This window comes from Pseudomonas sp. PSB18, assembly GCF_014596565.1.
In the GTDB taxonomy this organism is placed as follows: domain Bacteria; phylum Pseudomonadota; class Gammaproteobacteria; order Pseudomonadales; family Pseudomonadaceae; genus Aquipseudomonas.
Genome location: NZ_NOIN01000009.1, coordinates 92,338 through 117,908 on the forward strand (window position 1 = coordinate 92,338; position 25,571 = coordinate 117,908).

General features: G+C 62.2%; 25 protein-coding genes and 1 pseudogene. 16 read left to right on the top strand and 10 right to left on the bottom strand.

Annotated features, from left to right (window positions below; genetic code table 11):
* Positions 1-150 precede the first annotated feature (150 nt).
* Together brnQ and CGA22_RS20700 are read left to right on the top strand one after the other, a co-directional pair.
* Positions 151-1,464 carry a branched-chain amino acid transport system II carrier protein gene (gene brnQ, locus CGA22_RS20695; RefSeq protein ID WP_041024946.1) on the top strand — a complete coding sequence of 438 codons (1,314 nt, stop codon included), beginning with the start codon at positions 151-153 and terminating at the stop codon, positions 1,462-1,464.
* A gap of 262 nt (positions 1,465-1,726) precedes the next feature.
* The gene (locus CGA22_RS20700; protein WP_041024945.1) at positions 1,727-2,464 is read left to right on the top strand and encodes a DUF599 domain-containing protein; all 738 of its coding nucleotides are present in this window, start codon (positions 1,727-1,729) and stop codon (positions 2,462-2,464) included.
* 70 nt (positions 2,465-2,534) lie between these two features.
* On the opposite strand, the gene CGA22_RS20705 is transcribed toward CGA22_RS20700, so the two are convergent.
* Positions 2,535-2,786, bottom strand: coding sequence for a hypothetical protein (locus tag CGA22_RS20705; RefSeq protein WP_041024944.1), 252 nt, complete (start codon positions 2,784-2,786; stop codon positions 2,535-2,537).
* 157 nt (positions 2,787-2,943) lie between these two features.
* On the opposite strand from CGA22_RS20705, the gene CGA22_RS20710 reads away from it, so the two are divergent.
* The 4 genes from CGA22_RS20710 (at position 2,944) to CGA22_RS20725 (ending at position 6,664) form a co-directional block, all read left to right on the top strand.
* A complete protein-coding gene (locus CGA22_RS20710) occupies positions 2,944-3,420 on the top strand; it encodes a PaaI family thioesterase (protein ID WP_041024943.1) in 477 nt (158 codons plus the stop codon).
* Positions 3,417-3,878, top strand: coding sequence for a PaaI family thioesterase (locus tag CGA22_RS20715; RefSeq protein ID WP_041024942.1), 462 nt, complete (start codon positions 3,417-3,419; stop codon positions 3,876-3,878). Before CGA22_RS20710 ends, CGA22_RS20715 begins: the two co-directional genes overlap by 4 nt.
* Positions 3,879-3,964: 86 nt before the next feature.
* A complete protein-coding gene (gene htpG, locus CGA22_RS20720; RefSeq protein WP_024780608.1) occupies positions 3,965-5,869 on the top strand; it encodes a molecular chaperone HtpG in 1,905 nt (634 codons plus the stop codon).
* Between the two features lie 66 nt (positions 5,870-5,935).
* Complete coding sequence (locus CGA22_RS20725; RefSeq protein ID WP_041024941.1) at positions 5,936-6,664, top strand: dienelactone hydrolase family protein; 729 nt, start codon at positions 5,936-5,938, stop codon at positions 6,662-6,664.
* Positions 6,665-6,802: 138 nt separating this feature from the next.
* Here CGA22_RS20725 and CGA22_RS20730 read toward each other — a convergent pair whose 3' ends face one another.
* Positions 6,803-7,663 carry a pirin family protein gene (locus CGA22_RS20730; RefSeq protein ID WP_041024940.1) on the bottom strand — a complete coding sequence of 287 codons (861 nt, stop codon included), beginning with the start codon at positions 7,661-7,663 and terminating at the stop codon, positions 6,803-6,805.
* Between the two features lie 106 nt (positions 7,664-7,769).
* On the opposite strand from CGA22_RS20730, the gene CGA22_RS20735 reads away from it, so the two are divergent.
* The gene (locus CGA22_RS20735) at positions 7,770-8,801 is read left to right on the top strand and encodes an amidohydrolase family protein (protein ID WP_041024939.1); all 1,032 of its coding nucleotides are present in this window, start codon (positions 7,770-7,772) and stop codon (positions 8,799-8,801) included.
* Between the two features lie 129 nt (positions 8,802-8,930).
* Here the strand turns inward: CGA22_RS20735 and fabB are convergent, their stop codons facing one another.
* The 5 genes from fabB to CGA22_RS20760 form a co-directional block, all read right to left on the bottom strand.
* Positions 8,931-10,151 (bottom strand): beta-ketoacyl-ACP synthase I, encoded by a 1,221-nt coding sequence (gene fabB, locus CGA22_RS20740; protein ID WP_041024938.1) that lies wholly within the window; start codon positions 10,149-10,151, stop codon positions 8,931-8,933.
* Positions 10,152-10,162: 11 nt separating this feature from the next.
* Positions 10,163-10,678, bottom strand: a complete 516-nt coding sequence (gene fabA, locus CGA22_RS20745) for a 3-hydroxyacyl-[acyl-carrier-protein] dehydratase FabA (RefSeq protein ID WP_024780603.1) — start codon at positions 10,676-10,678, stop codon at positions 10,163-10,165.
* Between the two features lie 236 nt (positions 10,679-10,914).
* Positions 10,915-12,816 carry an ATP-binding protein gene (locus CGA22_RS20750; protein WP_041024937.1) on the bottom strand — a complete coding sequence of 634 codons (1,902 nt, stop codon included), beginning with the start codon at positions 12,814-12,816 and terminating at the stop codon, positions 10,915-10,917.
* Positions 12,813-13,745, bottom strand: a complete 933-nt coding sequence (locus tag CGA22_RS20755; protein ID WP_041024936.1) for an ABC transporter substrate-binding protein — start codon at positions 13,743-13,745, stop codon at positions 12,813-12,815. The genes CGA22_RS20750 and CGA22_RS20755 overlap by 4 nt, the downstream gene beginning before the upstream one ends.
* Positions 13,746-15,869 carry a TonB-dependent receptor plug domain-containing protein gene (locus tag CGA22_RS20760; protein ID WP_041024935.1) on the bottom strand — a complete coding sequence of 708 codons (2,124 nt, stop codon included), beginning with the start codon at positions 15,867-15,869 and terminating at the stop codon, positions 13,746-13,748.
* A 199-nt stretch (positions 15,870-16,068) separates the two neighbouring features.
* Here CGA22_RS20760 and CGA22_RS20765 point away from each other — a divergent pair, with 199 nt between their 5' ends.
* The 8 genes from CGA22_RS20765 (at position 16,069) to CGA22_RS20800 (ending at position 22,450) form a co-directional block, all read left to right on the top strand.
* On the top strand, positions 16,069-17,094 hold the full coding sequence (locus tag CGA22_RS20765) for an NAD(P)H-dependent glycerol-3-phosphate dehydrogenase (protein ID WP_041024934.1): 1,026 nt from the start codon (positions 16,069-16,071) through the stop codon (positions 17,092-17,094).
* A 30-nt stretch (positions 17,095-17,124) separates the two neighbouring features.
* Positions 17,125-17,472: a DUF4389 domain-containing protein gene (locus CGA22_RS20770; protein WP_041024933.1), complete on the top strand. Its 348-nt coding sequence runs from the start codon at positions 17,125-17,127 to the stop codon at positions 17,470-17,472.
* Positions 17,469-17,921 (top strand): phosphohistidine phosphatase SixA, encoded by a 453-nt coding sequence (gene sixA / locus CGA22_RS20775; protein ID WP_041024932.1) that lies wholly within the window; start codon positions 17,469-17,471, stop codon positions 17,919-17,921. Before CGA22_RS20770 ends, sixA begins: the two co-directional genes overlap by 4 nt.
* A gap of 133 nt (positions 17,922-18,054) precedes the next feature.
* Entirely contained in the window at positions 18,055-18,498 is a 444-nt protein-coding gene (locus tag CGA22_RS20780; protein ID WP_041024931.1) for a hotdog fold thioesterase, read from the top strand.
* Between the two features lie 261 nt (positions 18,499-18,759).
* Complete coding sequence (locus CGA22_RS20785) at positions 18,760-19,554, top strand: alpha/beta fold hydrolase (RefSeq protein ID WP_041024930.1); 795 nt, start codon at positions 18,760-18,762, stop codon at positions 19,552-19,554.
* Positions 19,551-20,402, top strand: coding sequence for an alpha/beta hydrolase (locus CGA22_RS20790; RefSeq protein ID WP_041024929.1), 852 nt, complete (start codon positions 19,551-19,553; stop codon positions 20,400-20,402). The genes CGA22_RS20785 and CGA22_RS20790 overlap by 4 nt, the downstream gene beginning before the upstream one ends.
* A 129-nt stretch (positions 20,403-20,531) precedes the next feature.
* Positions 20,532-21,350: a DUF4892 domain-containing protein gene (locus CGA22_RS20795; protein ID WP_041024928.1), complete on the top strand. Its 819-nt coding sequence runs from the start codon at positions 20,532-20,534 to the stop codon at positions 21,348-21,350.
* Positions 21,351-21,412: 62 nt separating this feature from the next.
* Positions 21,413-22,450 (top strand): AI-2E family transporter, encoded by a 1,038-nt coding sequence (locus CGA22_RS20800; protein WP_041024927.1) that lies wholly within the window; start codon positions 21,413-21,415, stop codon positions 22,448-22,450.
* A 99-nt stretch (positions 22,451-22,549) separates the two neighbouring features.
* Here the strand turns inward: CGA22_RS20800 and CGA22_RS27315 are convergent.
* The 3 genes and pseudogenes from CGA22_RS27315 to CGA22_RS20810 all read right to left on the bottom strand — a co-directional run.
* Positions 22,550-22,705, bottom strand: a pseudogene (locus tag CGA22_RS27315) (histidine kinase); the annotation flags it as partial.
* Between the two features lie 48 nt (positions 22,706-22,753).
* The gene (locus CGA22_RS20805) at positions 22,754-23,815 is read right to left on the bottom strand and encodes a sensor histidine kinase (RefSeq protein WP_041024926.1); all 1,062 of its coding nucleotides are present in this window, start codon (positions 23,813-23,815) and stop codon (positions 22,754-22,756) included.
* Complete coding sequence (locus CGA22_RS20810) at positions 23,815-24,573, bottom strand: response regulator (protein ID WP_041024925.1); 759 nt, start codon at positions 24,571-24,573, stop codon at positions 23,815-23,817. Before CGA22_RS20810 ends, CGA22_RS20805 begins: the two co-directional genes overlap by 1 nt.
* 278 nt (positions 24,574-24,851) lie before the next feature.
* Between CGA22_RS20810 and pyrF the strand changes: the two genes are divergently transcribed.
* Positions 24,852-25,550: an orotidine-5'-phosphate decarboxylase gene (gene pyrF, locus CGA22_RS20815; protein ID WP_175363785.1), complete on the top strand. Its 699-nt coding sequence runs from the start codon at positions 24,852-24,854 to the stop codon at positions 25,548-25,550.
* The last annotated feature ends 21 nt before the right edge of the window (positions 25,551-25,571 follow it).

A 25,571-nucleotide genomic window follows, 5' to 3' on the forward strand; every position in this document is an offset into this window, starting at 1 on the left:
CGAATTGGTTAGGCTAGCAGCCATTTTTGCGACCGCTGCCCACAAGGACGCGACGCGCTAAACGGGTCGATCCCATACGGGTCGGCAGCATTTCCCTCACCCATGGGGAAATCCCTCTCTAAATTCCGATTCAGCAGTGTGGTTTCCTTAATGAAAGTGTTGAAAGGCCAGGACATCCTGGCGCTTGGTTTCATGACATTTGCCCTGTTCGTCGGGGCCGGCAACATCATCTTCCCACCTATCGTCGGTTTGCAGTCCGGGCCCCATGTCTGGATGGCGGCGCTGGGCTTTCTGATCACGGCGGTCGGATTGCCGGTGATCACCGTGGTCGCCCTGGCGAAGGTCGGCGGGGCGATGGATGCCTTGAGCAGCCCCATCGGCAAGATTGCCGGCGGTCTGCTGGCAGCGGTCTGCTACCTGGCCGTCGGCCCGCTGTTCGCCACGCCGCGTACCGCCACCGTCTCATTCGAAGTCGGCCTGGCGCCGCTGACCGGCGAAAGCCCGCTGGCATTGTTCCTCTACAGCGCCGTGTATTTCCTGCTGGTGTTCTTCATCTCGCTCTACCCGGGTCGATTGCTGGACACCGTTGGACGTTTCCTCGCGCCGCTGAAGATCATCGCCCTGGCCGTGCTGGGGATCGCCGCGTTTGCCTTGCCCGCCGGCGGCATTGGCGTGGCCACGCCGGAGTATGTCGCGGCACCGTTCTCCCAAGGGTTCATCAATGGCTACCTGACCATGGATACCCTCGGTGCCCTGGTGTTCGGCATCGTCATCGTCAACGCGATCCGCTCCCGGGGCGTCGAATCGCCGGCCTTGATCACCCGCTACGCAATCATTGCCGGGTTGATCGCCGGGCTCGGCCTCGCGCTGGTCTATATCAGCCTGTTCCGCCTGGGTTCGGGCAGCCACGAAGTGGCACTGGGCGCCACCAACGGCGCTGCCGTGCTGCATGCCTACGTGCAACACACCTTCGGCGGCCTGGGCAGCGGTTTCCTCGCCGTGCTGATCTCCCTGGCCTGCCTGGTGACCGCGGTGGGCCTGACCTGCGCCTGTGCCGAATACTTCAGCCGCGTGCTGCCACTGTCCTACAAGACACTGGTGGTGATCCTGGCGGCGTTCTCGTTGCTGGTGTCCAACCTCGGCCTGACCAAGTTGATTGCTTTCTCGATCCCGGTGCTGACCGCCATCTATCCACCGTGCATCGCCCTGGTGGCCCTGAGCTTCTGCAAGGACTTCTGGCTCGAACAGGGGCGCATCGTCGGCCCGGTGATGCTGGTGTCGTTCCTGTTTGGTCTGGTCGACGCGCTCAAGGGCGCGGGGCTGGCGGACTGGATGCCGGCGCAACTGGCTCATCTGCCGCTGAGCGATCAGGGGCTGGCCTGGCTGGTGCCATCGGTCATGACCCTGGTCGTGGCCGTGGTGTGTGATCGCCTGCTGGGCAAGCGCAGCGAAGCATTGGCTTAAACGGCTACAAACCGTTCCCGCTAAACCGAAATGCCCCGTATCAATCGATACGGGGCATTTTTTTATGCAGCGGTGTCTTTTTCCTTGGGCTAACGTCGAAGCAGTGTCCTGCGCAAATGAAGTTCTCCTGTGGGAGCGAGCCTGCTCGCGATAGCGGTAAGTCAACCAATGAATGGATAGCTGATCCACCGCAATCGCGAGCAGGCTCGCTCCCACAGGAGGCGCAGCAACTGCTCCATGTTCTTTTTACACAAGGAATTGCATGTCATTCATCCAAGCCAATCTGATCCATCTCCTGGCCGCTGTCTGGTTCATCGTCTGCTGGGGCGGCTATACCCGTTATGCCACGTGGAAGGCCCGTGATACGGCCTGCCTGGCCAGCGTGATGCACTTGTATCGTGAAGACTGGATGCGCCGGATGCTGCTGCGCGAGAACCGTATCGCCGACGCCAGCGTGATCGGAAACCTGGAGCGTAACGCGTCATTCTTTGCCTCCAGCACGTTGATCATCCTGGCCGGTATCCTGACGGTACTTGGTGCATCCGACCGCGCGGTGTCTTTGCTGGCGGACCTGCCGCTGGTACAGCAGGCTTCTCAAGGCATGGCCGAGGTCAAGCTGCTGTGCCTGGCGTTGGTGTTCGTGTACGCGTTCTTCACGTTCAGCTGGTGCATGCGCCAATACAACTTCGCGGCGGTCCTGGTGGGCTCGGCGCCGATGATCGGTGAGCGCCATGTCTCGGAGCAGGAACGCAAGGCCTTTGCATTGCGGGCCGCGCGGGTTATCTCGATGGCCGCCAACCAGTTCAACTTCGGCCTGCGTTCTTATTACTTCGGCATGACCATGTTGGCGTGGTTCGTCAGCCCTTGGTTATTCATGTTGATGAGTGCCGGCGTGGTGTTTGTGCTCTATCAACGCGAGTTCCATTCCGATGTGCTGGACGTCATGGTCTATACCCCGACGGAAGTACCGGCATCCGATGTCGTCAAGGACACGGCATGACAACGGTCGGCTGAATCGCAGGCAAAAGAAAACCCGCACTTGGCGGGTTTTCTTTTGCCGCTAAAACCGATCAGTTGGTTTTAGGCGCTGTGGCAGGCGCTTGTTCCTGAGCAGCGGCTTTGTTCGCTTCAGCCTGATCTTTGGCGGCTTCAGCGTTTTCTTTCGCCGCGTCGTTCACTTTATCCTGTGCTTTGTTCATGTCCTGCTGAGCTTGCTCAGCATGTTGGTTGGCATCTTGAGCTTTGTCCTCGGATTTCTTATCGCAGGCAGCGAGACCGAGGGAGGCGGCCAACATCAAGGCAATAGCTAAAGTCTTACGCATGGGGTGTTTCTCCTTATGGATATAACTACTGGCCGTTTGAGCAATCCGCCTCGGGTTAAGTTCCTCTTTTGCGACAGATATATAACTTTGCTATGCAATGGAACTTTATGAATAGCGCCTGTTATCAGGTCCCGTTACAGACAAGAGCATTGAACCCATGGCCGAAGACCCCGTTTTTGAGCGCGCGACGCGTTTTCTCTCCGCGCTGAGACATTGCCAGGTGCTGGGCCTGAAGTTGCACAGTGCCAGTCACGAAGGATTGACCCTGATACTGCCTTTCAGCCCCCGGATCGTGGGCAACCCGCTCACCGGCGTCCTTCATGGCGGGGCGCTGACCTCATTGATGGACACCGCCTGCGGCATGTCGACCCTCTGCGTGCTGCCGGAGTTCGAGGTCTGTCCGACCCTGGACCTGCGCATCGACTACATGCACGCCGCCGAGCCGAACAAGGATGTCTATGGTTTCGCGCAATGCTATCGGGTGACGCCAGACGTGATTTTCACCCGTGGTTTCGCCTATCAGGACGACCCCGATCAACCCATCGCCCACGTGGTGGGTACTTTCATGCGCCTGGGCCAGCACGCCAGGGGGATCACGAAGGCTGGTCCGATGGCTGCCAGGGACACACCATGACCAATATCACCCGGGAACAACTGCGCCAGGCCTGCGAGCAGGGCGATCATGCGCGACTGCTGGCCGCGATCCCCTATGCACAGCTCATCGGCGTCGAATGCGTGCGCCAGGGCGATGACCTGCTCTTTCGCCTGCCGGCCAACAAAGACAACATTGGTAACCCTTTACTGCCGGCGATCCATGGCGGCGTCATTGCCGGCTTCATGGAGCTGGCGGCAGCCGTTCATCTGTTGATCGTCACTCGCGCGCCGGGCGTGCCGAAGATCATTGATTTCTCCCTGGATTACCTGCGCGCCGGGCAATTTCGCGACACCTATGCCAAGTGCCAGGTCTGGCGCCAGGGCCGACGGGTGGCCAACGTTGCCATCACTGCCTGGCAAGACGTGGAAGCCGAGCCGATCGCAACCGCGCGGGCACATTTCAAGATCCAGGAGCCGGCAAAGCCGGACCACCCTTGAAATCCCCATCGTTGCCCCCACCTTGAGGACATCCCGCCGCCATCTCAGCGAGGCGGACACCACCATCCACTTGGAGTTTGATGACCATGAGCGTGGAAACTCAAAAGGAAACCCTGGGCTTCCAGACCGAGGTGAAGCAACTGCTGCACCTGATGATTCACTCGCTGTATTCGAATAAGGAAATTTTCCTTCGCGAGCTGATTTCAAACGCCTCCGATGCTGTCGACAAATTGCGTTTCGAAGCCCTGTCCAAGCCAGAACTGCTGGAAGGCGGCGCTGAACTGAAAATCCGTGTGAGCTTCGACAAGGACGCCAAGACCGTCACCCTCGAAGACAACGGTATCGGCATGAGCCGCGAAGAGGTGATCACGCACCTGGGCACCATCGCCAAGTCCGGCACTGCCGACTTCATGAAAAACCTGTCGGGGGATCAGAAGAAGGATTCCCACCTGATCGGTCAGTTCGGCGTCGGCTTCTATTCCGCGTTCATCGTCGCCGAGCAGGTCGAAGTATTCAGCCGCCGTGCCGGCCTCGCTGCAAGCGAAGGCGTGCACTGGTCGTCCAAGGGCGAAGGCGAGTTCGAAGTCGCCACCATCGACAAGGCTGATCGCGGTACCCGCATCGTGCTGCACCTCAAGTCCGGTGAAGACGAATTCGCCGATGGCTGGCGCCTGCGCAACATCATCAAGAAGTACTCCGACCATATCGCGTTGCCGATCGAGCTGCCGAAGGAAGTCACCGCCGCCGAAGGCGAAGAAAAGCCTGAAGTGGAATGGGAAACCGTCAACCGCGCCAGCGCCCTGTGGACTCGCCCACGCACCGAGGTGAAGGACGAGGAATACCAGGAGTTCTACAAGCACATCGCCCACGATTACGAGAACCCGCTGAGCTGGAGCCATAACAAGGTCGAAGGCAAGCTGGAATACAACTCGTTGTTGTACGTACCGGCCCGCGCTCCGTTCGACCTGTACCAGCGTGAAGCACCACGTGGCCTGAAGCTGTACGTGCAGCGGGTGTTCGTGATGGACCAGGCCGAATCGTTCCTGCCGCTGTACCTGCGTTTCATCAAGGGTGTGGTGGATTCCAACGATCTGTCCCTGAACGTTTCGCGGGAAATCCTGCAGAAAGACCCGATCATCGACTCCATGAAGTCGGCGCTGACCAAGCGTGTCCTGGACATGCTGGAAAAACTGGCGAAGAACGAGCCCGAGCAATACAAGAGCTTCTGGAAGAACTTCGGCCAGGTGATGAAAGAAGGTCCGGCCGAGGACTTCGCCAACAAAGAGAAGATCGCCGGCCTGCTGCGCTTTGCCTCGACCCAGGGTGACGATGGCGAGCAGATCGTCGGTCTGGCCGATTACCTGGCCCGCGCCAAGGAAGGTCAGGACAAGATCTACTACCTGACCGGTGAAACTTATGCACAGGTCAAGAACAGCCCGCACCTGGAAGTCTTCCGCAAGAAAGGCATCGAAGTGCTGCTGCTGACCGACCGTATCGATGAGTGGCTGATGAGCTACCTCAACGAGTTCGACGGCAAGAGCTTCGTCGACGTGGCCCGTGGCGACCTGGACCTCGGCAACCTGGATTCGGAAGAAGACAAGAAAGCCGCCGAAGAAGTCGCCAAGAGCAAGGAAGGCCTGGTGGAGCGGATCAAGACAGCCCTGGGCGATGCCGTCAGTGAAGTGCGTGTCTCGCACCGCCTGACCGACTCCCCGGCGATCCTGGCCATCGGTGAACAGGACCTTGGCCTGCAAATGCGCCAGATCCTTGAAGCCAGCGGTCAGAAAGTCCCGGATTCCAAGCCGATTTTCGAGTTCAACCCGGCTCACCCGCTGGTGGAAAAACTCGACAACGAGCAGAGCGAAGAGCGCTTCGGCGACCTGTCGCACATCCTGTTCGACCAGGCGGCCCTGGCGGCGGGCGACAGCCTGAAGGACCCGGCGGCCTATGTGCGTCGCCTGAACAAGCTGCTGGTTGAACTGTCAGCTTGATGAGGTAAGGAAAACCCCGCTTCGGCGGGGTTTTCATTTCTGGTATCCATTAAAAAGGAGACAGTCATGAGTCAGATTACGGTTCGTTCAGTGGTCTATCAGATCGACGGCCAGACCTACGAAAGCCGCCTGGCCTTCGATGCCGCCCAGCAGGGCCCGCGTCCGGGCTTGCTGATGGCGCCGAACTGGATGGGGGTTGGGGCGGGGGCCGAGGACATCGCCAAGTCGGTGGCGGCCAAAGGGTATGTGGTGTTGATCGCCGACCTGTACGGCCAGACCGTGCGCCCGACCAATGCCGATGAGGCGGGGGCCGCGATGATGCCGCTCAAGCAGGACCGGGCCCTGTTGCGCAAGCGCATGCAGGTGGCATTCGAGCAACTGCAAGGGCAGGGTGAGGCGCAGGTCGACGTTGCGAAACTCGCCACGTTCGGCTTCTGCTTCGGCGGTTGCTGTGCCCTGGAGCTGGCCCGCACGGGCGCGCCGCTGAAGGCCGCCATCTCGTTCCATGGCACCCTGGATACGCCGAACCCGGCGGATGCGCAAAACATCAAGGGCTCCGTGCTGGTGATGCACGGCGCTTCAGACCCGCTGGTACCGAAAGAACAACTGCCGGCCTTCGAAGACGAAATGAACGCCGCCGGGGTCGATTGGCAACTGCTGAGCTACGGTGGCGCGGTGCATTCGTTCACCGACCCCCACGCCAATGTGCCAGGCAAGATGATGTACAACCCCAAGGTGGCCCAGCGGGCGTTCCGGTCGATGCATCATTTGCTGGATGAAGTGTTTGCGAACTGAGATGGGCTTGATCTGATTTTGTTGTTGTCTGGCCTGCCGTCATCGCGAGCAGGCTCGCTCCCACAGGAGGGCGTCGTTCCCCAATCCAATGTGGGAGCGAGCCTGCTCGCGATGGCGGACATCCAGACGCTACTGAACTCAGGGCAACTCGATCCGCTCACTTTCCCCCGGCACGGTCGGCCAGTCTCCGGCCGCCCAGCGTCGACGGGCTTCGTCGATCCGGGCCGGATCGCTGGAGACGAAATTCCAGTTCATCCGGCGCGGTCCGTCCAGCGGTGCGCCGCCGAACAGCACGGCATGGCAGTCGCTGCTGGCAAACAGGGTCATCTTTTCGCCGACCGGCAGTATTACCAGCGAGTGCGGCTCCAGCGGCTCACCGTCCAACAGCGCCTCGCCGCTCAATACGTACAGTGCCCGTTCTGCATGCTCGGTGGGAATCAGCAGCGTCGTCGCGGTTTGCAGGTTGAGTTCGGCATAGAGCGTAGGAGACAGCACCGGTACTGGCGATTCCAGGCAGAAGCCCGACCCGGCGATCATGCGGATAACGACGCCCAGGTTGTCGCTGACCGGCAGGGTACGTGCCGGATGATGGCTGTAGTGCCCCGGCCCTTGTTCGTGGGATTGGGGCGAGGCCAGCCAGACTTGCAAGCCGTGCATGACGAAGTCGCTGCCCAGTTGCGCTGCCGGTGTGCGCTCGACATGGGCAATGGCGCTGCCGGCAGTCATCCAACTGACATCCCCGGCCTCGACCACCTGGTCCGAGCCCAGGCTGTCCTTGTGCTGGATTTTTCCCTCGAACAGGTAGGTGAGGGTGGAGAGCCCGATGTGGGGATGCTGGCGGATATTCATCCCTTTGCCGGCCGGGTAGGTGGTCTGCAGCATGTGGTCGAAAAACACGAAAGGTCCGACGCTGCGGCATTTGGCCGACGGCAACGGGCGAAGAATCGGCTGGCCTTCGACATCTTCTGCGCGAGGGCGAACGGTCAGGGGCGCGGTCATGGTGTCTCCCGGATTGAACAACGGATGCGGCGAGCATAACCCGCCGTCGCGGTTAGCGGCACGGGCGACTTGAACCCGGGCGGGAGGGGAGGGGTCTATCCTGCTCATGGCCTTTGGAGATGACCCGTTGACCCGTCTGATCTTCGCCTGGTTGCTGCTCGTGTCGAGCAGCGCCGCCATGGCCCGCGAATATGCCTACAGCGATGCGCACCTGCATTACGTCGACTTCTTTCAGGAAACCGCCGGCATGCCCAAGCTGCTCCAGGCGATGGCCGACAATCATATCGAGCATGTGATGATCTCAGGCATCCCGGTTGCCAAGAAATGGCACGAGGATGAGCCCAAGCGTCCACGTTATTACGCCGGTGACGATGCGGACGCCTATTGGTACAGCGCCACCGATGTGATTGTCGCGACGGCGGTGGGCAAGCTGACCGCCGAACAACGCCGGCATTTTCATCCTTTCCTCTCGGGTTTCAACCCCAATGACAAGAACTCCGCTGCCCATGTCCAGCGCATGCTCGATCTCTACCCGGGGTTGTGGCAAGGCATCGGTGAAGTCTTCACCCGCCACGATGACCTCACGGCGCTGACCTCGGGCGATACCCCGCGCGCCAACAACGAAGCCATGACGATGATCTATCACCTGGCGGCCGAGCACGACCTGCCGGTGATGCTGCATTCCAACATCACCTCCAAGCGTGAGAAGAATCCGCTTTACCTGGCAGAAATCGAAGAGCCGTTGCGTAGGCATCCGCATACCCGCTTCATCTGGGCCCACGCTGGCACCAGCATGGAGATTCATCGGCATCAGACCCGCTTGGATTTCCTGTTGCCAACCCTGACCCGGCTGCTCGAGTCCTATCCGAATCTGTACATAGACCTGTCCTGGAGCCTGCTCACGCCCTATTTGCTCGACGAAGCGGGCACGCCTCGGCCGGAGTGGGTAAAGCTGGTGGAGCGCTTTCCAGAGCGTTTCATGGTGGGGTCGGATGTGGTCGGACGCTTCGGCAAGCTCGGGAAGGAGCTGCACGGCTTCGATCCGTTTCTGGATGCCTTGCCTGAGGACGTGGCGAGGAAGGTGGCGCGGGATAATTTCCTGGCGGTGTTGTGTGGGAGCAAGGCTTGCCCGCGATGAGGTCAACGCGGTCTTGAGCGCTGAGGTGTCTGGATCGCGAGCAGGCTCGCTCCCACAGGGGAAAAATGACAGGCAAAAAAACGCCCCGAACCAGTCGGGGCGTTTTCGTGTGCGGCCTAGCGGCGGGGCTTACTTGCCCTGCCAGCGCTTCAGTACCAGCGTGGCGTTGGTGCCGCCGAAACCGAAGCTGTTGCTCATCACGGTATTGATGGTGGCGTTTTCGCGGGTCTTGGTCAGAATCGGCAGGTCGGCCACTTCCGGGTCCAGCTCGTCGATGTTGGCCGAGCCGGCGATGAAGTTGCCTTCCATCATCAGCATGCAATAGATCGCTTCGTGAACGCCGGCGGCGCCCAGGGAGTGACCCGACAGGCTCTTGGTGGAGCTGATGGCCGGCGCTTTGTCGCCGAACACTTCACGCACACCCTTCATTTCCGCGACGTCGCCGACCGGAGTCGAAGTGCCGTGGGTGTTCAGGTAATCGATCGGGGTGTCGACGGTGGACATGGCCATCTGCATGCAGCGGATAGCACCTTCGCCGCTTGGGGCAACCATATCGTAGCCGTCGGACGTGGCGCCATAGCCAACGACTTCCGCGTAGATTTTTGCACCGCGGGCCAGGGCATGTTCCAGCTCCTCGACCACCACCATGCCACCACCACCGGCAATGACGAAACCGTCACGGTCGGCATCGTAGGCGCGGGAGGCTTTTTCCGGCGTGTCGTTGCGCTTGCTGGACAGGGCGCCCATGGCGTCGAACAGGAACGACTGGCTCCAGTGTTCTTCTTCACCGCCGCCGGCGAACACGACGTCCTGTTTGCCCATCTGGATCTGTTCCATGGCGGTACCGATGCAGTGGGCACTGGTGGCGCAGGCAGAAGCGATGGAGTAGTTCAGGCCCTTGATCTTGAAAGGCGTGGCCAGGCAGGCGGAAACGGTGCTGCTCATGGTCCGAGTGACGCGATACGGACCGACGCGCTTGACGCCTTTCTCGCGCAGGATGTCCAGCGCTTCCATCTGGTTCAAGGTCGAGGCGCCGCCGGAGCCGGCGATCAGACCGGTGCGCGGGTTGGACACCTGCTCTTCGGTCAGGCCGGAGTCGGCGATGGCGTCCTTCATGGCCAGGTAGGCGTAAGCCGCTGCATGGCCGACAAAACGGTAGATCTTGCGATCGATCAGTTCTTCGAGATTGAGGTCAATGGAGCCGGAAACCTGGCTACGCAGACCCATTTCGGCGTATTCCGGGTTGAACCGGATGCCAGGGCGACTTGCACGCAGGTTAGCGGAGACGGTCTCTTTGTCATTGCCCAGGCAAGAAACGATGCCAAGACCAGTGATAACGACGCGGCGCATGCGGATAACCCTTAGAAGTTGTCAGTGGAGGTGAAAACGCCGACCCGAAGGCCCTCGGCGGTATAGATCTCGCGACCGTCGACAGTCACCGAACCATCGGCAATGGCCATGTTCAGCTTGCCCTTGAGGACGCGTTTGATATGAATGTTATAGGTGATTTTCTTCGCGGTCGGGAGGACCTGACCGAAGAACTTCACTTCGCCCGAACCCAGGGCGCGACCGCGGCCCGGCAGACCCTGCCAGCCGAGGAAAAAGCCGACCAGTTGCCACATGGCGTCGAGGCCCAGGCAGCCCGGCATGACCGGATCGCCTTCGAAATGGCAGGCGAAGAACCACAGGTCCGGATTGATATCCAGCTCGGCGACCAATTCACCTTTGCCGTACTTGCCACCCTCTTCGCTGATATGGGTGATGCGATCCACCATCAGCATGTTCGGGGCGGGCAGTTGCGCGTTACCTGGGCCGAACAGCTCACCGCGACTGCAGCGCAGCAGATCTTCCCGGGTAAAGGCGTTTTGTTTGGTCATGCGAGCTCCTCAATAGTCCCATGCGGCAGGGTTGGGCGAATCTTCCCGACCGACCGAAGCGGTCATGCCTCGAATCGACAGCCTACTCATAGACTATTGCGTTGTAGTGAAAGTCACAGCACACGGAAAATGAATGTACACCTGTGCACTGAAATTTTTATTCAAGCCTCAATCGAGGCTCGTTCGGGTGCCTAAGACTGCCGCACTTTCGTCTTTCACGCCAGCTACACAGGCTACTAATGCACCCAACGCTGCAGAATATGCTGCAGATCAACCCTTTTGAACGGCTTTGCAAGGTAATCGTTCATACCCGCCGCCAGGCAGGCTTCGCGATCGCCCTGCAAGGCGTTGGCGGTCAGGGCGACGATGGGTATCTCGCTGCAGCCCGGCAACTGGCGGATCCGCCGCGTGGCTTCATAGCCGTCGACCACGGGCAAGCGGCAATCCATGAGGATCAATTCAAACATCAGACTCTCAGCGCTACGGATGGCCTGGGCGCCGTCGGCGGCGATGCTGACGGTAAAGCCCAGGCTGCGCAACATGGCTTCGATCACGGTCTGGTTCACCGGGTTGTCCTCCACCAGCAGCACCTTGCGGCCTTCGCCACCCTCGCTGCCGTGGGACAGCCGCGGCACCCTCTCCGCCGGGCCCTGGGTGGACAGGGCCAGCGGAATTTCCAAGGTGAACACCGAGCCCTGGCCTTCCTCGCTCTGGGCTCGCAGGGTGCCGCCCATGCGTTCGGCCAGGGTGCGCGCGATCGGCAGGCCCAGGCCGGTGCCACCGTAGCGGCGGGAAATCGAGCTGTCGGCCTGCTGGAAAGCGTCGAACATGCGTTCCAGGCTTTCGGGCGAAATACCGATGCCACTGTCGCGCACCGTGCAGGTGAACCACAGCAGTTCGTGGTCCAGGGCCTGCCATTGGCACTGCACGGTGACACGTCCCTGCTCAGTGAACTTCAGCGCGTTGCCGATCAGGTTCACCAGGATCTGCCGGATCCGCGTTGGATCGCCTTGCACCTGCAAGGCCTTCATGTCATCCGGAATCAGCAGGTCCAGGCCCAATTTGCGTTGGGCGGCGCTGTGCTGGAACGACTGGGCGCAACTGCCCACCAGCTCGGTCAGGTTGAACGGGATATGTTCCAGCTCCAGGGCCGAGCGTTCGATGCGCGAGAAGTCGAGGATATCGTTGATCACCTTCAGCAGGTGTTCGGTGGATTCCGACGCCAGCGCCGTGTACTCGTGCTGCTCATCGGTCATCCGGGTGGTTTCCAGCAGTTGCAGCATGCCCAGCACACCGTTCATGGGCGTGCGCAACTCGTGGCTCATCATGGCCAGGAATTCCGACTTGGCGCTGTTGGCCTTTTCCGCTTCTTCCCGGGTCTTGATCAGTTGCGCCATGGCCTGATGCTGTTCCCGACTGGCTTGTTCCAGGCCGTCGGCCAGGTTGTTGATGTGGCGCGACAAGGCCCCCAGCTCGGCGTCGTCAACGATAGGCAACGGCTTGCTGTAGTCGCCTTGCTGGATGGCCTTGACGGCATTACCGATGTCGCGGATCGGCCGGGACAGGTCAGAGGCCAGGCGACGCGCCACCAGGAAGGTGAACAGCAGGGCGAACAACGCCAGGATCGCGGCCTTGAACAGGATTTCCTGCTGCCGCTGGCTGAAGGCATCACTGGACATGCCGACGATCACCCGGCCCAGGTAATCTTCGCCCGGTGCCTCGATGGGCGTGCTGTTGCCTTGCAGGAAATCGTTGTTAAGGGTGATGCGCTGCAGGCGAACCGGCGCCTGGAACATTTCGATCTGCTGGGAGTGGACACGATTCTGCTCGGGCTGCTCGACGTGCACCAACACCCGGTGCGTGCTGTCCTGTACTTCCAGAAAACGTACGTGGGGCGTGGCCAGGGTAGCGGTGAGCAGGCTTTCCAGCACATCGTTGTTGCCGGAAATCACGCCGTATTCGGTGGCGGGAGCCAGTTGGTTGGCGATCAGTTGCCCGGTGTGATTGAGTTCCTGGCGCAGGTCCTGGATTCGCACGAAGGTGAAGAAGCTGATCAACAGCACGGTCAGCAACAGCGCCGGGCCAAGGGCGATGAGCTGGGTGCGTGTACTGATATCCCAACGGCGACGCAAGGTCATGGGCGGTGTTCTCCTTCAGCCAACTGCGTAGCGACGGAAGCGGCGTCAATCGGTTCCAGCCCCAGGGAGCGGGCGACTTGTCGGTTGTCCAGGACTTTGAAGCGAGCCGGATACAGCGTGCGTGGCCAGGTGGCGACGGGACGGTCGAGCAGATCGTCGAGAATCGCCAGCCAGTCTTCCTGGTCGCTGTAGGTGCTGGCCAGGCTGCCGGCCTTGACGAACGCCGCGCTCGGCCCGATCAGCGCACGTTGCCGGCCGTAACTGCTGAGCAACAGGTTCTTCACGGTCTTGGGGTTGTACAGGTCGGGGTCGTCGAGGCCCAGCAGTACATCGCTCTGGCCCAGCAGGCTTTGCAGCGGGCGGCTGTCGCTGGTGTCTTCCCAGCGCTCGGTGACGATCTCCAGACCCAGCGGTGCGGCGGCCTGGCGGATCTCCTTGAGCAGGAACTCGCTGTGCCCGTCGAACAGCACGCCGACCCTGCGCGCTTGCGGGAAGATCGTGCGAATCAGGCGCAATTGTCGCGCTACCGGCGGATCGCTCCACAGCAGGCTCAAGTGCGCGGGGATTGCCTCGTCCAGGCGGTCCCGGGCTTGCAGGCGGCTGATCCGCAGCACCAGCGTGGCCGGTCCCTGGGACGCTTGCAGGCGCCAGTCGAGGCTGGGCAGGTCCAGCAGGACCAGGCGGATATTGGCCGGCAACTTGTCCGGTGCCGGCAGACTCGCCAATGGGGTGAAGCGCACATCGTCTTCGGGGCGCAGGGCCTTCAGGGCCTGGGTAAAGGACTGCACGCCGGGGCTGTCCTGGGCACCGGTCAACAGGATTTCAGCGGCGCGGGCCTCGAACGTTGCCAGCAGGCCCGCCAGCAACAGGCACAGTATCGGCGGCAGGCGGCCAGGAAATGGCCTCTTGCGCGGTTGGCTCCGGGCCATCTAGAAGGACAACTCCGCGCTGAAGTACATGACATGGCGGGAGTCGTAGCGGTTGTCGATGAAGGTGGTGGGCTGATTGTCGAGGCGTTGTTGCAGGACACCCGCCAGCTCCAGGCTGGCTTTGCCCAGGGGGATGCGCCGGGCGAGGCGGGTATCGATCCGCTCGAACCGGTAGCCGTTGAGGGCGTCCGCGCCGTAATAGAACACCGAGCTGTTCCAGCCCTGGCCCCAGTCCCGCAGCCAGCCGGCCGAACCACTGTTGCGAGCGGTCAGTTGTTCGTCGAGGGGGGCGCTGGCCAGGGCGTCGACGTAGGCATACGTCACGCGCAGGCGGTCGGCGTTGGTCATGCGCCAGTCGAGTTGGGTTTCCGCGCCGGAAAACTGCGATTCGTTGGCGTTGCTGGCGATGTACTGATTGTTGCGCAGCGGTTCGCTGATCATGCCGGTGATTTCGTCATGGAACAGCCTGACGTCAACCGTCAGGCCCAGGTCCATGAAATAACCGTTGTAGCCCAATTCCCGGGAACGCATGTGCTCCTGCTCGAGGTTCCCCGGGCCACGGGTCTGGACAAAGTAACGCGCGCTGCTTCGGCCAAAGGCGGTGGGTTGCAGGTTCGTGACCTGGTAGCTCCAGTTGACGTTGTTTTCGAACATGTCCGGTGAGCGTACCGCTTCGGAGTACACCGCCCGCAGGCCATGCCGTGGCGTGATCAGGTAGTTGACCGCCACCCGCGGCGTCAGCGAACTGCCGGTCAGGCGGGTGTCTTCGAACATCGCGCCGCCCTGCAGCAGCCAGTGTTCGGTGGCCCGCCATTCGAACTGGCCAAACAGCCGCCAGGTGGTGTCATCCAGGGTGCCATTGAAGTACGTCTCGGAGTCGGCCCGGTCATAGCGATAGTTCGCCCCGGTCACCAGTCGCAGGCTGTCGGACAGGCTCAGGGTGTCCTGGATCTCCAGGTCGTAGCGTGACTCCCGGGCGCTCTGGTCGATATCCCCGCACACGGTTCGCGAGGCGCCGTTGCGCCATTGGTCGAGCACCTGGTTGGCCAACGCCTGTTCCTGCGCCGTACCGGCTGGAGCCCCGGTGCTGGTGAAGCCGGGCATGTTGCGCGCCAGCTTCTCGGCGTAGTTGGGATTGAGCAGCCACAGGTCGGTCAGTTGCGGGCTGAAGGACACCTCGGCATCGCAGGCGCGCCAGGTCTGCTGGCGATCCCAGTGCTGGATCGAGTTCTGCACATACAAGCTGTGGTCGGGATTAAGGTCCAGGTTCCAGCGCACCGAACCGGCATAGTCCTTGGCGATGACGTCCGAGTTATCCCCAGCGGCGGTAATCCCGGCAAATACCGGGCGGTAGGTATAAGGCCGCTGGTTGGTCCCGTCCTTGGCGTTCAACTGCCAGTCGATGCTCTGCTGTTCATTCAGCGTCTGGCTGACCGACAGGTTGATGCGGTTCAAGCGGCGGCTGTCGCGGTAGTCGGCGCCATTGCGGTTGCTGTCAAAGCCATCGTCTTCCTGGCCGGACAAGGAAAGCCGCAGATCGCCACCGTCCCAGCCGGTGCCCTGGCTGGCGTACCAGTCGCTGATGCCGCGCTGGCCCTGGGTGAGTTTCACCCGGGTACCGTGGCTGTTGGCCGGCGCCCGCGTGATGATGTTGACTACCGCCATCAGCGCGTTGGCGCCATAGCTGACAGTGTTGGGACCGCGGAAGACTTCGATTCGCTCGATGTCCTCCATGGCCACTGGGATGTCGCTCCAGTCCACGGTGGCGAGGCCGGCGCGGTACACCGAGCGGCCGTCGATCAGCACCTGCATGCGGCGGGCTTCGCTGGCGTTGGTGCCGTGGTAGTTCACCGTGGGCTGATTGCCGCTGAGGTTGCCGACCATCATGCCGGGGACCAGGCGCAGCAGCTCGCTGATGTCCCGGGCGCCGCTGGCCTTGATCAGTTCGCTGTCCAGCACGGTCATGCTGCCCGGCACCGCCGCTGGCGATTGCTTCAGGCGCGTGGCGGTCAGGACCTGAGGCAGGGGTTGGCTGTCGACAAACAAGTCATCGGCCCACACTGGCGGGCTGACGAGCAGCGCCAATAGCAGTGACGAACCTGAGCGGGAGGGGCCAACGGTCACGGCAGAGCCTTTGATAACAGAACGATGGCAGGCATGTTAACTGAGCTGAGAGACTTTTCCAGTTGCGTTGGCAGCATTTTCCGAGCAATTGATGGTCAGCTTCCTACAGTTGGGGGTAATTAATGGCGGGGCTAGTCGCGATCTGGGCGCTCCGTATAATGCCCGGCATCGCCACTTGGTATGGATGAACGGATTGCATATGACTGAACAGCGCCCGATTGCGGTCCTGGGAGGCGGGAGTTTCGGTACCGCCGTGGCTAACCTGCTGGCCGAGAATGGTCACCCGGTGCGCCAATGGATGCGTGACCCGGAGCAGGCCGAGGCCATCCGGGTCAACCGCGAGAACCCGCGTTACCTCAAGGGCATCAAGATCCGTCCGGAAGTGGAACCGGTGACCGACCTGCAGGCCACGCTCCAGGGCAGTGACCTGTTTTTTGTCGCCTTGCCCTCAAGTGCCTTGCGCTCGGTGCTGGCGCCCCATGCCGACTGCCTGAGCGGCAAGTTTCTGGTCAGCCTGACCAAGGGCATCGAAGCCCAGACCTTCAAGCTGATGAGCGAGATTCTTGAAGAGATCGCGCCAAAAGCGCGGATCGGGGTGATTTCCGGGCCGAACCTGGCGCGGGAAATCGCCGAGCACGCCTTGACCGCCACCGTGGTGGCCAGTGAAGACGAAGAACTGTGCCAGCGGGTCCAGGCCGCACTCCATGGTCGCACCTTCCGGGTCTATGCCAGTGCCGACCGTTTCGGCGTGGAGCTGGGTGGGGCGCTGAAGAACGTCTATGCGATCATCTCCGGCATGGCGGTGGCGCTGGGCATGGGCGAGAACACCAAGAGCATGCTGATCACCCGGGCCCTGGCGGAAATGACCCGCTTTGCCGTCAGCCAGGGTGCCAATCCAATGACCTTTCTCGGGTTGGCCGGGGTGGGCGACCTCATCGTCACCTGCTCTTCGCCCAAGAGTCGCAACTACCAGGTCGGTTTCGCCCTCGGCGAGGGCCTGAGCCTGGATGAGGCCGTGTCGCGCCTGGGCGAAGTGGCGGAAGGCGTGAACACCCTCAAGGTGCTCAAGGCCAAGTCCCAGGAGGCCGGGGTCTATATGCCGCTGGTCGCGGGGTTGCACGCGATACTGTTCGAAGGGCGCACGTTGGAACAGGTGATCGAACTGTTGATGCGTGGCGAGCCGAAGACCGATGTCGATTTCATTTCCACCAGTGGCTTCAATTGAGCCGCTGTCGATGACAAGCAGGAGTGAGCTATGAACGATCCGAAAGGGCAGGCCCAATACGAGTCCATCCTGTTGCGGGTGCTGTGGATGGTGGTTTACCTGCTGGTCTGGCAAGTGGCGCAATTCATCCTCGGCGCCGTGGTGCTGGTGCAATTGATCTATCGGCTGATCTACGGCGCACCCAGCGCCAGCCTGATGAATTTCGGCGACAGCTTGAGCCAGTTCCTGGCCCAGATCGGCCGTTTCGGCACCTTCCACAGCGACCAGAAGCCCTGGCCGTTCGCTGACTGGCCGAGCCCGCGCCCACCGGAAGGCGAAGCGCCCCACGTCGTGGCGCCGGCGCCGCATCCTGTCCAGGATGAGGAGCCCAAGCTATGAAGGTGTGGGTACTGCGCCATGGAGAAGCCGAGCCATACGGTGCCCGCCCCGATCCCGAACGGGCCTTGACGGTGCACGGGCGTGAAGAAGCCCTGCGCAGTGCCGCCGAATTGATCGGCCGGCCGTTGACCGCCATTTATGCCAGCCCTTATCTGCGCGCCCAGCAGACTGCGCAACTGGTGCGCGAGGCGTTGGGTTTCGAACCGGAGTTGATCACGGTCGACTGGCTCAAGCCGGAAAGCCGGCCACAAACCGTCCTGAAACACCTCGAGGACCGGGATGATGTGCTGCTGGTCAGCCATAATCCGCTGGTGGGCAGCCTGTTGGGCTTGGCGCAGCACGGTCACCTGCAACAACCCGAGCAGGTGAAAACGGCCGGCCTGGCTGAACTGGAAGGTGACCTGCCGTTGGCCGGTGCGATGCGACTCAAGGGCCTTCGGCATCCATGAGAAAGACCGGGCCTTGCTGCCAGTCAAACCATATGACTTGTGGGAGCGAGCAGGCTCGCTCCCACAGAAATATCGCTTGATCCTTGATTGGCACTGGGGCTTTGTTCCCACATAAACATAAGGAAGGGCAACGATGAGTCTGTGGCGCACCACACCCAACATTGAACAACTGAACGCTGCCGCTAAAAACACCATCAGCGAAGTGCTGGATATTCGTTTCGAGTCGTTCGACGACGAATCCCTGACCGCCAGCATGGTGGTCGATCACCGCACCCATCAGCCATTCGGCCTGTTGCATGGCGGTGCTTCGGTGGTCCTGGCCGAAACGGTCGGTTCCATGGCCGCCTACCTGTGCGTGGACACCAGCAAGTTCTATTGCGTGGGCCTGGAAATCAATGCCAACCACCTGCGCGGTGTGCGCAGCGGACGGGTGACGGCCACGGCCAGGATGGTTCATCTGGGCCGTACCACTCAGGTCTGGGACATCCGCCTGAGCAACGACGAAGGCAAGGTCAACTGCGTGTCGCGCCTGACCATGGCAGTGGTGCCGCTGGGCGAGCAACCGCCGGCGCGCTGAGTCCACAGATCCTTTGTAGCGAAGGGATTTGTGGGAGCAAGGCTTGCCCGCGATGAAGCCAACGCAGTCCTTCAGAAATGGCGGCGTCTGCGTCGCGAGCAAGCGTTGCTCCCACAAGTGCCGTTGCCACAAAGTTTGAGGCTGGCCGGTCATAACGCCATAGCCCAACCCAGACTGTCATCATTCCTGTCAGTTACGGTCATTGCCGCGCCACTGGCTTGTGCGGACAATCTGTATCAGTTTCCCAATGGATCGGCTGTCATGTCGCAACAGGTGTTTTTCACTCACGCCAATGGTTTTCCCTCGGCCACATACGGCAAGCTGTTTGCCGCGCTGGCGCCGCAGTATCAGGTCGCGCATCTGGAGCTGCATGGCCATGACCCGCGTTTTCCGGTGGACGATAACTGGAACAACCTGGTGGACGAGCTGATTCATCACCTGGAACAACAGCCGGAACCGGTGTGGGGTGTCGGTCATTCCCTGGGCGGTGTGTTGCACCTGCACGCGGCGTTGCGCTGCCCTCGGTTGTACCGTGGCGTGGTCATGCTCGATTCGCCGGTCCTGACCCGCACGGACCGCTGGGTGATCCTGGCGGCCAAGCGCCTGGGCTTCATCGACCGCCTGACCCCGGCGGGCCGGACCCTGGGCCGACGCGAGGAGTTCGCCGACCTGGAGGCGGCCCGGCAATATTTTTCCGGCAAGACCCTGTTTCGCGGTTTCGACCCGGATTGCTTCGACGCTTACCTGCAACATGGTCTGCAACAAGTCGGTGATCACTGGCGACTGCGCTTCGATCCGGCCACGGAAATCAGCATCTACCGCGGCGTGCCGCACACCAGCCCCGGTCGCGCCCGCACGCTCAAGGTGCCCCTGGCGGTGGTGCGCGGTCGGCAAAGTCGCGTGGTGATGCGTCATCACACCCGCTCGGTGGGCAGCATGCCCTTGGGCGAGTCCCTGAGCATGCCTGGCGGTCACATGTTTCCCCTGGAGCATCCCCTGGATACGGCGGACCTGCTCAAGGGGCTGTTCCAGCGTTGGCAAGGACTTGGCGCATGAACGGAGTCGAAGAAGTCCGCCTGAGCCTGCCCCACATCGAACTGGCCGCCCACCTGTTCGGACCGGAAGATGGCCGCCCGGTGATCGCCCTGCATGGCTGGCTGGACAATGCCAACAGTTTCGCCCGCCTGGCTCCCCGGCTGGAGGGCTTGCGGATCATTGCCCTGGACATGGCCGGGCATGGTCATTCGGGGCATCGCCCGCCCGGTGCCGGCTACGCCCTGTGGGACTATGCCCATGATGTATTGCAGGTCGCCGAACAACTGGGCCTGCAACGTTTCGCCCTGTTGGGGCATTCCCTGGGTGCCATCGTGTCGCTGGTATTGGCCGGGTCCCTGCCGGAGCGGGTGACGCACCTGGGGCTGATCGACGGCATCATTCCGCCGACCGCCCAGGGCGACAATGCGGCCGAACGCATGGGCATGGCCTTGCAGGCGCAGCTCGATCTGCAGAAAAAGGCCAAACCGGTCTACAAAACCCTCGACCGGGCCATCGAGGCCCGCATGAAAGGACTGGTGGCGGTCAGCCGCGAGGCTGCCGAGCTGCTTGCCCAGCGAGGCCTGATGCCGGTGCCGGGAGGCTATACCTGGCGCACCGACAACCGCCTGACCTTGCCCTCGCCGCTGCGCCTGACCGACGAACAGGCCATGGCCTTCGTGGCGCGGGTCGGTTGCCCGGCCCATCTGATCGTGGCAGCCGAGGGCATGCTGGCCCGGCACGCCGAACTGCTGGAGCGTCTACCCTTCAGTCATGAACAATTGCCCGGCGGCCATCATTTGCACCTGAACGACGAGGCCGGTGCCGTGCTTGTAGCAGACTGTTTCAATCGGTTCTTCAGCGCTTCTTGACTTGCGTCGGGCAACTGTCGAGGCTGGGCGGGTTGAAAGGGAGACCACCATGACAGAGCTCTGTTTACCCGCCTTGTGGCGCAGGGACGACGCCGGTTTCGTCCACGAGCGCCAGGCCAAGTTCATCCGATGAAATCATTCGTTCATTCACTTACCTTATGGGTGCTGGCCATCAGCCCGGCGTCATTCGCCGCCGATGTGCCCGGCAGCCGGGACCTGGAGCGCGTGCCGCGCCTGCCCGACGCGCAGATTGTCGATTACCGGCAAACCAGCGACGTCGAGCGTATCTACCCCCTGGGCTCGATTCGCAAGATCAGTGGCCAGTTGCGTTTCGACGGGCAGGTCGATGGCCGTGGCGCCGTCACCTCGGTGACCTATGAGCTGCCGCCGGAACATTCCGCCACCCAGGCCTTCACCGACGCTCGCGAAGCCTTGCAGCAGCAGGGCGCCGAGCTGTTGTACTGGTGCCAGGCCCGTGATTGCGGGGAAAGCAGCCTCTGGGCCAACGAAGTGTTCGGCAACGCCAAGCTCTACGGTGCCGACAACGGTCAGGCCTATCTGTTGCTGCGCCTGGCGCCACCGACGGACAACACCTTGATTGCGCTGTACGGCATCACCCGCGGCAATCGCAAGGTCTACCTGCATGTCGAGCAGTTCGAGGCGAGCAATCCCCTGGGGGACTTGCTGCCGACCTCCGCCACGCTGCTGCGCCAGCTCAAGGACACCGGCGTGCTGGATCTGCCACGCCTTGCCGGCGAGCCGGACGAGACCTGGCTGCGCCTGCTGGCCCGGGCGCTGAATCTGGACACGGGCCTGCGGGTCAGCCTCGCCGGTCCCAAGGCCGAGGTCTGGCGCCAGGCGCTGGCGGAGCAGGGGGTTCGCGAGGCGCGGATGGAGGCGGCCGGTGGCGGCAATACGGCGGGCCTTCACCTTGAGTTGCTGCGCTAAGCTGTGCCGGGCGGTGGACGTTGCGCCGCTGCCCCGGTCCTGTTCATTCTTCGAGACTTTTCATGCTCAATAACGATCGGCTGTTGGTGCAGATCCTGCTCCTGGTGTTGTTCGGCGCAAGCCTGTGGGTCATGGCGCCGTTCTGGTCGGCGCTGTTCTGGGGCGCGGTGCTGGCCTTCGCCAGCTGGCCGCTGATGCGTCTGCTGACCCGCTGGGTCAATGGCCGCGAATCCCTCGCGGCGGCCGTGCTGACCGTGGGTTGGATGCTGTTGGTGGCGGTGCCTCTGGTGTGGTTGGGTTTCAACCTTGCCGATCATGTACGCGATGCCACGGCGTTCATCAGGGACGTGCAGGTCGATGGCCTGCCCGATGCCCCGGCCTGGCTGGGCGGCTTGCCGCTGGTGGGTGGGCGGTTGGTCGCTATCTGGAACAGCGTCGACCAGCAGGGGGCGGCGATGATGGTGTCCATCAAGCCGTATCTGGGGCAGGTCGGCAACTGGCTGCTGGCCCGCAGCAAGCAGATTGGCGGGGGCATGCTCGAGCTGACCCTGAGCATCGTGTTCGTGTTCTTTTTCTATCGCGACGGTCCGCGCCTGGCGGCGTTTGTCCACGGCCTGCTCGAGCGCCTGATCGGCGACCGTGCCGGTTATTACATCGAGCTGGTGGCCGGTACGGTGCAACGGGTGGTCAACGGCGTGATCGGTACCGCCGCCGCCCAGGCCTTGCTCGCTCTGATCGGCTTCCTGATCGCTGGAGTACCGGGTGCGCTGGTGCTGGGCATCGCCACCTTCCTGCTCAGCCTGATTCCCATGGGGCCGCCGCTGGTGTGGATCCCCGCAACGGCCTGGCTGGTGTGGAAGGGCGAATATGGTATGGCGATATTCCTCGGCATCTGGGGCACGTTCATCATCAGCGGCGTGGACAACGTGCTCAAACCCTACTTGATCAGCCGTGGTGGAAACCTGCCATTGGTCATTGTGTTGCTAGGGGTGTTCGGTGGCTTGATCGCCTTTGGTTTCATCGGCCTGTTCATTGGCCCGACGCTGCTGGCGGTGGCGTATAGCCTGCTGACGGATTGGAGCAAGAGCCAGGCGCGGTAAGACGAAGGGCAACGCACTGTAGGAGCTGCCGAAGGCTGCGATCTTTTGATCTGAATTTTTGCTCAGGCTGACCAGAATACCGTCGTCGCTTTTCTGCTACAGGGCCGTGCTCAGTTCGTCCTGGTCGACCGAGTCATTGCCGTTACTGTCGAGTTTGCCGAGCCATTCCTTCTGGAACTGTTGGCTGCGGGCACTTTGTGGGAGCGGGCTTGCTCGCGAATACGGTGTATCAGCTGATACAAGGCTGCATGACACTCCGCATTCGCGGGCAAGCCCGCTCCCACTGAGAAAGCAGGGAAGCGCTCAGGCGCGCGGCAGGCGGATGACGGCGGTCAACCCGCCGCCCGGCGTTTCTTCCAGGCTCAATTGCCCGCCCAGGCGCTCCGCGGCTTCCCGGGCGATGGTCATGCCCAGACCGACGCCGCCGGAGTTGCGGTTGCGTGAACCTTCCAGGCGATAGAACGGTTCGAATACCGCCTCGCGTTTGTCTTCGGCGATACCTGGGCCATGGTCGATGACCCGGATGAGCACCTGGGAGTCCTGGTCCTCAAGAGTAATCGAAGCATGCCCGGCGTAGCGCAAGGCATTGTCCATGAGGTTGTTGATGCACGAGCGCAGCGCCATCGGTTGCACCTGCAAGGGCGCGCAGGAACCGCTGGACTGCACGTCGGCGCCCTGGTCCTGGGCATTTTCACTCAGTGACTCCACCAAGGCCTGCACGTCCATCCATTGCAGCGCTTCGCTGGTACGCTGTTCGTGCAGGTAGGTGAGGGTCGCGTCGAGCATGCCGATCATGTCGTCCAGGTCCTGGCGCATCTGGCCCTGCAGCTTGACGTCGTCGATCTGTTCCAGGCGCAGCTTCAGCCGTGACAGCGGGGTGCGCAAGTCGTGGGACACCGCCCCGAGCATGCGTGAGCGTTGCTGAACCTGTTCGCGAATGCGCTTTTGCATCAGGTTGAATGTATGGGCGGCCTGTCGGGCTTCCCGGGGGCCGGTTTCGTCCAGCGGTGGGCTGTCGAGGTCCTCGCTCAGGCGTTCGGCGGCATCGCTCAGGCGCTGGATCGGCCGGGTCAGGAGTTTCGCGCCATACCAGGCCGCGATGATCAGGCATATGAACTGGAACGTCAGCGGCACCACCGGGCCACCGAACCAGGGGCGAGGCCGGGGCTCGGGCAGCGGAGCGTAAGGGGAGGAAGCGAAGGGCGGTGGTCGGTCACCGTGTCGGGAAAACTCTGGGGGCGGGCCGGGAGGTGGCGGCTGGTCGTAGTGGATGAACCAGGCAAAGGCCAACAGATGGGCCAGGATGATCGCCAACAGCAGCACGCCAAACAGGCGGCCGAACAGGGAGTCGAGGCGCAATCGCATCAGCCGATATCCCGCGCGTCGAACAGGTAGCCTTCACCACGCACGGTCTTGATCAGTTGCGGGGCCTTGGGGTCGTCGCCCAGTTTCTGGCGCAGGCGCGAGACCAGCAGGTCGATGCTGCGGTCGAACGCCTCGATGGAGCGTCCACGGGCGGCGTCCAGCAGTTGCTCACGGCTGAGCACTCGACGCGGTCGTTCGATGAAGACCCACAGTAGCCGGAACTCGGCATTGGACAATGGCACGACCAGCCCGTCAGCGGAGATCAACTGGCGCAGCACACTGTTGAGCCGCCAGTTATCGAAGCGGAGGTTGGCGCGCTGCTCGCTGCGGTCGTCGCGCACCCGGCGCAGGATCGTCTGGATCCGTGCCACCAGTTCCCTGGGCTCGAATGGCTTGGCCATGTAATCGTCGGCACCCAATTCCAGGCCGATGATACGGTCGGTGGGTTCGCAGCGGGCGGTGAGCATCAGGATCGGAATATCCGATTCGGCGCGCAACCAGCGACATAACTGCAAGCCGTCTTCGCCCGGCAGCATCAGGTCCAGCACGACCACGTCGAAATGCTCGGCCTGCATGGCCTGGCGCATGCCCGCACCATCGGTTACGCCGCTGGCGCGAATGTTGAAACGAGCCAGGTAATCGATCAGCAGCTCGCGGATCGGCACATCATCATCGACGATCAGCGCGCGAGTGCTCCAGCGCTTGTCATCGTCTGCGGCCAGTTGGCCGCCAGCCTTTGCAACAGGGGTGTTCTGCATGGGTGCATCATCTGCCAGGTAAGCTGCCAACCGCAAAGAAGGCGCGAGGTTGTGGCTCCAGCATAGGCTTCGGGCCGCAGGGCGTGAAGGGCTGGAAGGAGGGGGCTACGGCGGACGATAACTGGCTGGCGTGTTGCCCGGATGTCCTGAATGTATCGACTTGGACACAAAAGGCACTGTTGTCGGGGCGTAGTGATGATTTACCGATCATCGGGTCCCGCACGGGCGCTGGTTCCGCTACAATGCGCGCCGATTTCGACTTGCCTGAGAGCCCGCTCATGTCCGCCTGCCAGACGCCTATCATCGTCGCCCTGGATTTCCCCACCCGTGACGCCGCCCTGAAGCTGGCCGACCAGTTGGACCCCAAGCTCTGCCGGGTCAAAGTCGGCAAGGAACTGTTCACCAGCTGCGCGTCGGAAATCGTCGGCACCCTTCGTGACAAGGGGTTCGAGGTGTTCCTCGACCTGAAATTCCACGATATCCCCAACACCACCGCCATGGCCGTCAAGGCTGCTGCGGAGATGGGCGTATGGATGGTCAATGTGCACTGTTCCGGCGGCCTGCGCATGATGGCGGCTTGCCGTGAAGTGCTGGATCAACGCAGCGGCCCGAAACCGTTGCTGATCGGCGTGACCGTGCTGACCAGCATGGAACGTGAGGACCTGGCGGGGATCGGCCTGGACATCGAGCCTCAGGAGCAGGTGTTGCGCCTGGCGGCACTGGCCGAGAAGGCCGGTATGGACGGCCTGGTCTGCTCGGCCCTGGAAGCCAGTGCCTTGAAAACGGCGCACCCTTCGCTGCAATTGGTCACCCCGGGTATCCGTCCGGCGGGCAGTGCCCAGGACGATCAACGCCGTATCCTGACCCCGCGTCAGGCACTGGATGCCGGTTCCGATTATCTGGTGATCGGCCGTCCCATCAGCCAGGCGGCGGATCCGGCCAAGGCCCTGGCGGCGGTCGTGGCCGAACTGGCCTGATCCCGCACCGAAAACCAATGT

Bases quoted from the DNA above. Each gene is read 5' to 3' on its own strand.
- brnQ (WP_041024946.1), top strand. From the start codon at position 151: ATGAAAGTGTTGAAAGGCCAGGACATCCTGGCGCTTGGTTTCATGACA.
- CGA22_RS20700 (WP_041024945.1), top strand. From the start codon at position 1,727: ATGTCATTCATCCAAGCCAATCTGATCCATCTCCTGGCCGCTGTCTGG.
- CGA22_RS20705 (WP_041024944.1), bottom strand. From the start codon at position 2,786: ATGCGTAAGACTTTAGCTATTGCCTTGATGTTGGCCGCCTCCCTCGGT.
- CGA22_RS20710 (WP_041024943.1), top strand. From the start codon at position 2,944: ATGGCCGAAGACCCCGTTTTTGAGCGCGCGACGCGTTTTCTCTCCGCG.
- CGA22_RS20715 (WP_041024942.1), top strand. From the start codon at position 3,417: ATGACCAATATCACCCGGGAACAACTGCGCCAGGCCTGCGAGCAGGGC.
- htpG (WP_024780608.1), top strand. From the start codon at position 3,965: ATGAGCGTGGAAACTCAAAAGGAAACCCTGGGCTTCCAGACCGAGGTG.
- CGA22_RS20725 (WP_041024941.1), top strand. From the start codon at position 5,936: ATGAGTCAGATTACGGTTCGTTCAGTGGTCTATCAGATCGACGGCCAG.
- CGA22_RS20730 (WP_041024940.1), bottom strand. From the start codon at position 7,663: ATGACCGCGCCCCTGACCGTTCGCCCTCGCGCAGAAGATGTCGAAGGC.
- CGA22_RS20735 (WP_041024939.1), top strand. From the start codon at position 7,770: ATGGCCTTTGGAGATGACCCGTTGACCCGTCTGATCTTCGCCTGGTTG.
- fabB (WP_041024938.1), bottom strand. From the start codon at position 10,151: ATGCGCCGCGTCGTTATCACTGGTCTTGGCATCGTTTCTTGCCTGGGC.
- fabA (WP_024780603.1), bottom strand. From the start codon at position 10,678: ATGACCAAACAAAACGCCTTTACCCGGGAAGATCTGCTGCGCTGCAGT.
- CGA22_RS20750 (WP_041024937.1), bottom strand. From the start codon at position 12,816: ATGACCTTGCGTCGCCGTTGGGATATCAGTACACGCACCCAGCTCATC.
- CGA22_RS20755 (WP_041024936.1), bottom strand. From the start codon at position 13,745: ATGGCCCGGAGCCAACCGCGCAAGAGGCCATTTCCTGGCCGCCTGCCG.
- CGA22_RS20765 (WP_041024934.1), top strand. From the start codon at position 16,069: ATGACTGAACAGCGCCCGATTGCGGTCCTGGGAGGCGGGAGTTTCGGT.
- CGA22_RS20770 (WP_041024933.1), top strand. From the start codon at position 17,125: ATGAACGATCCGAAAGGGCAGGCCCAATACGAGTCCATCCTGTTGCGG.
- sixA (WP_041024932.1), top strand. From the start codon at position 17,469: ATGAAGGTGTGGGTACTGCGCCATGGAGAAGCCGAGCCATACGGTGCC.
- CGA22_RS20780 (WP_041024931.1), top strand. From the start codon at position 18,055: ATGAGTCTGTGGCGCACCACACCCAACATTGAACAACTGAACGCTGCC.
- CGA22_RS20785 (WP_041024930.1), top strand. From the start codon at position 18,760: ATGTCGCAACAGGTGTTTTTCACTCACGCCAATGGTTTTCCCTCGGCC.
- CGA22_RS20790 (WP_041024929.1), top strand. From the start codon at position 19,551: ATGAACGGAGTCGAAGAAGTCCGCCTGAGCCTGCCCCACATCGAACTG.
- CGA22_RS20795 (WP_041024928.1), top strand. From the start codon at position 20,532: ATGAAATCATTCGTTCATTCACTTACCTTATGGGTGCTGGCCATCAGC.
- CGA22_RS20800 (WP_041024927.1), top strand. From the start codon at position 21,413: ATGCTCAATAACGATCGGCTGTTGGTGCAGATCCTGCTCCTGGTGTTG.
- CGA22_RS20805 (WP_041024926.1), bottom strand. From the start codon at position 23,815: ATGCGATTGCGCCTCGACTCCCTGTTCGGCCGCCTGTTTGGCGTGCTG.
- CGA22_RS20810 (WP_041024925.1), bottom strand. From the start codon at position 24,573: ATGCAGAACACCCCTGTTGCAAAGGCTGGCGGCCAACTGGCCGCAGAC.
- pyrF (WP_175363785.1), top strand. From the start codon at position 24,852: ATGTCCGCCTGCCAGACGCCTATCATCGTCGCCCTGGATTTCCCCACC.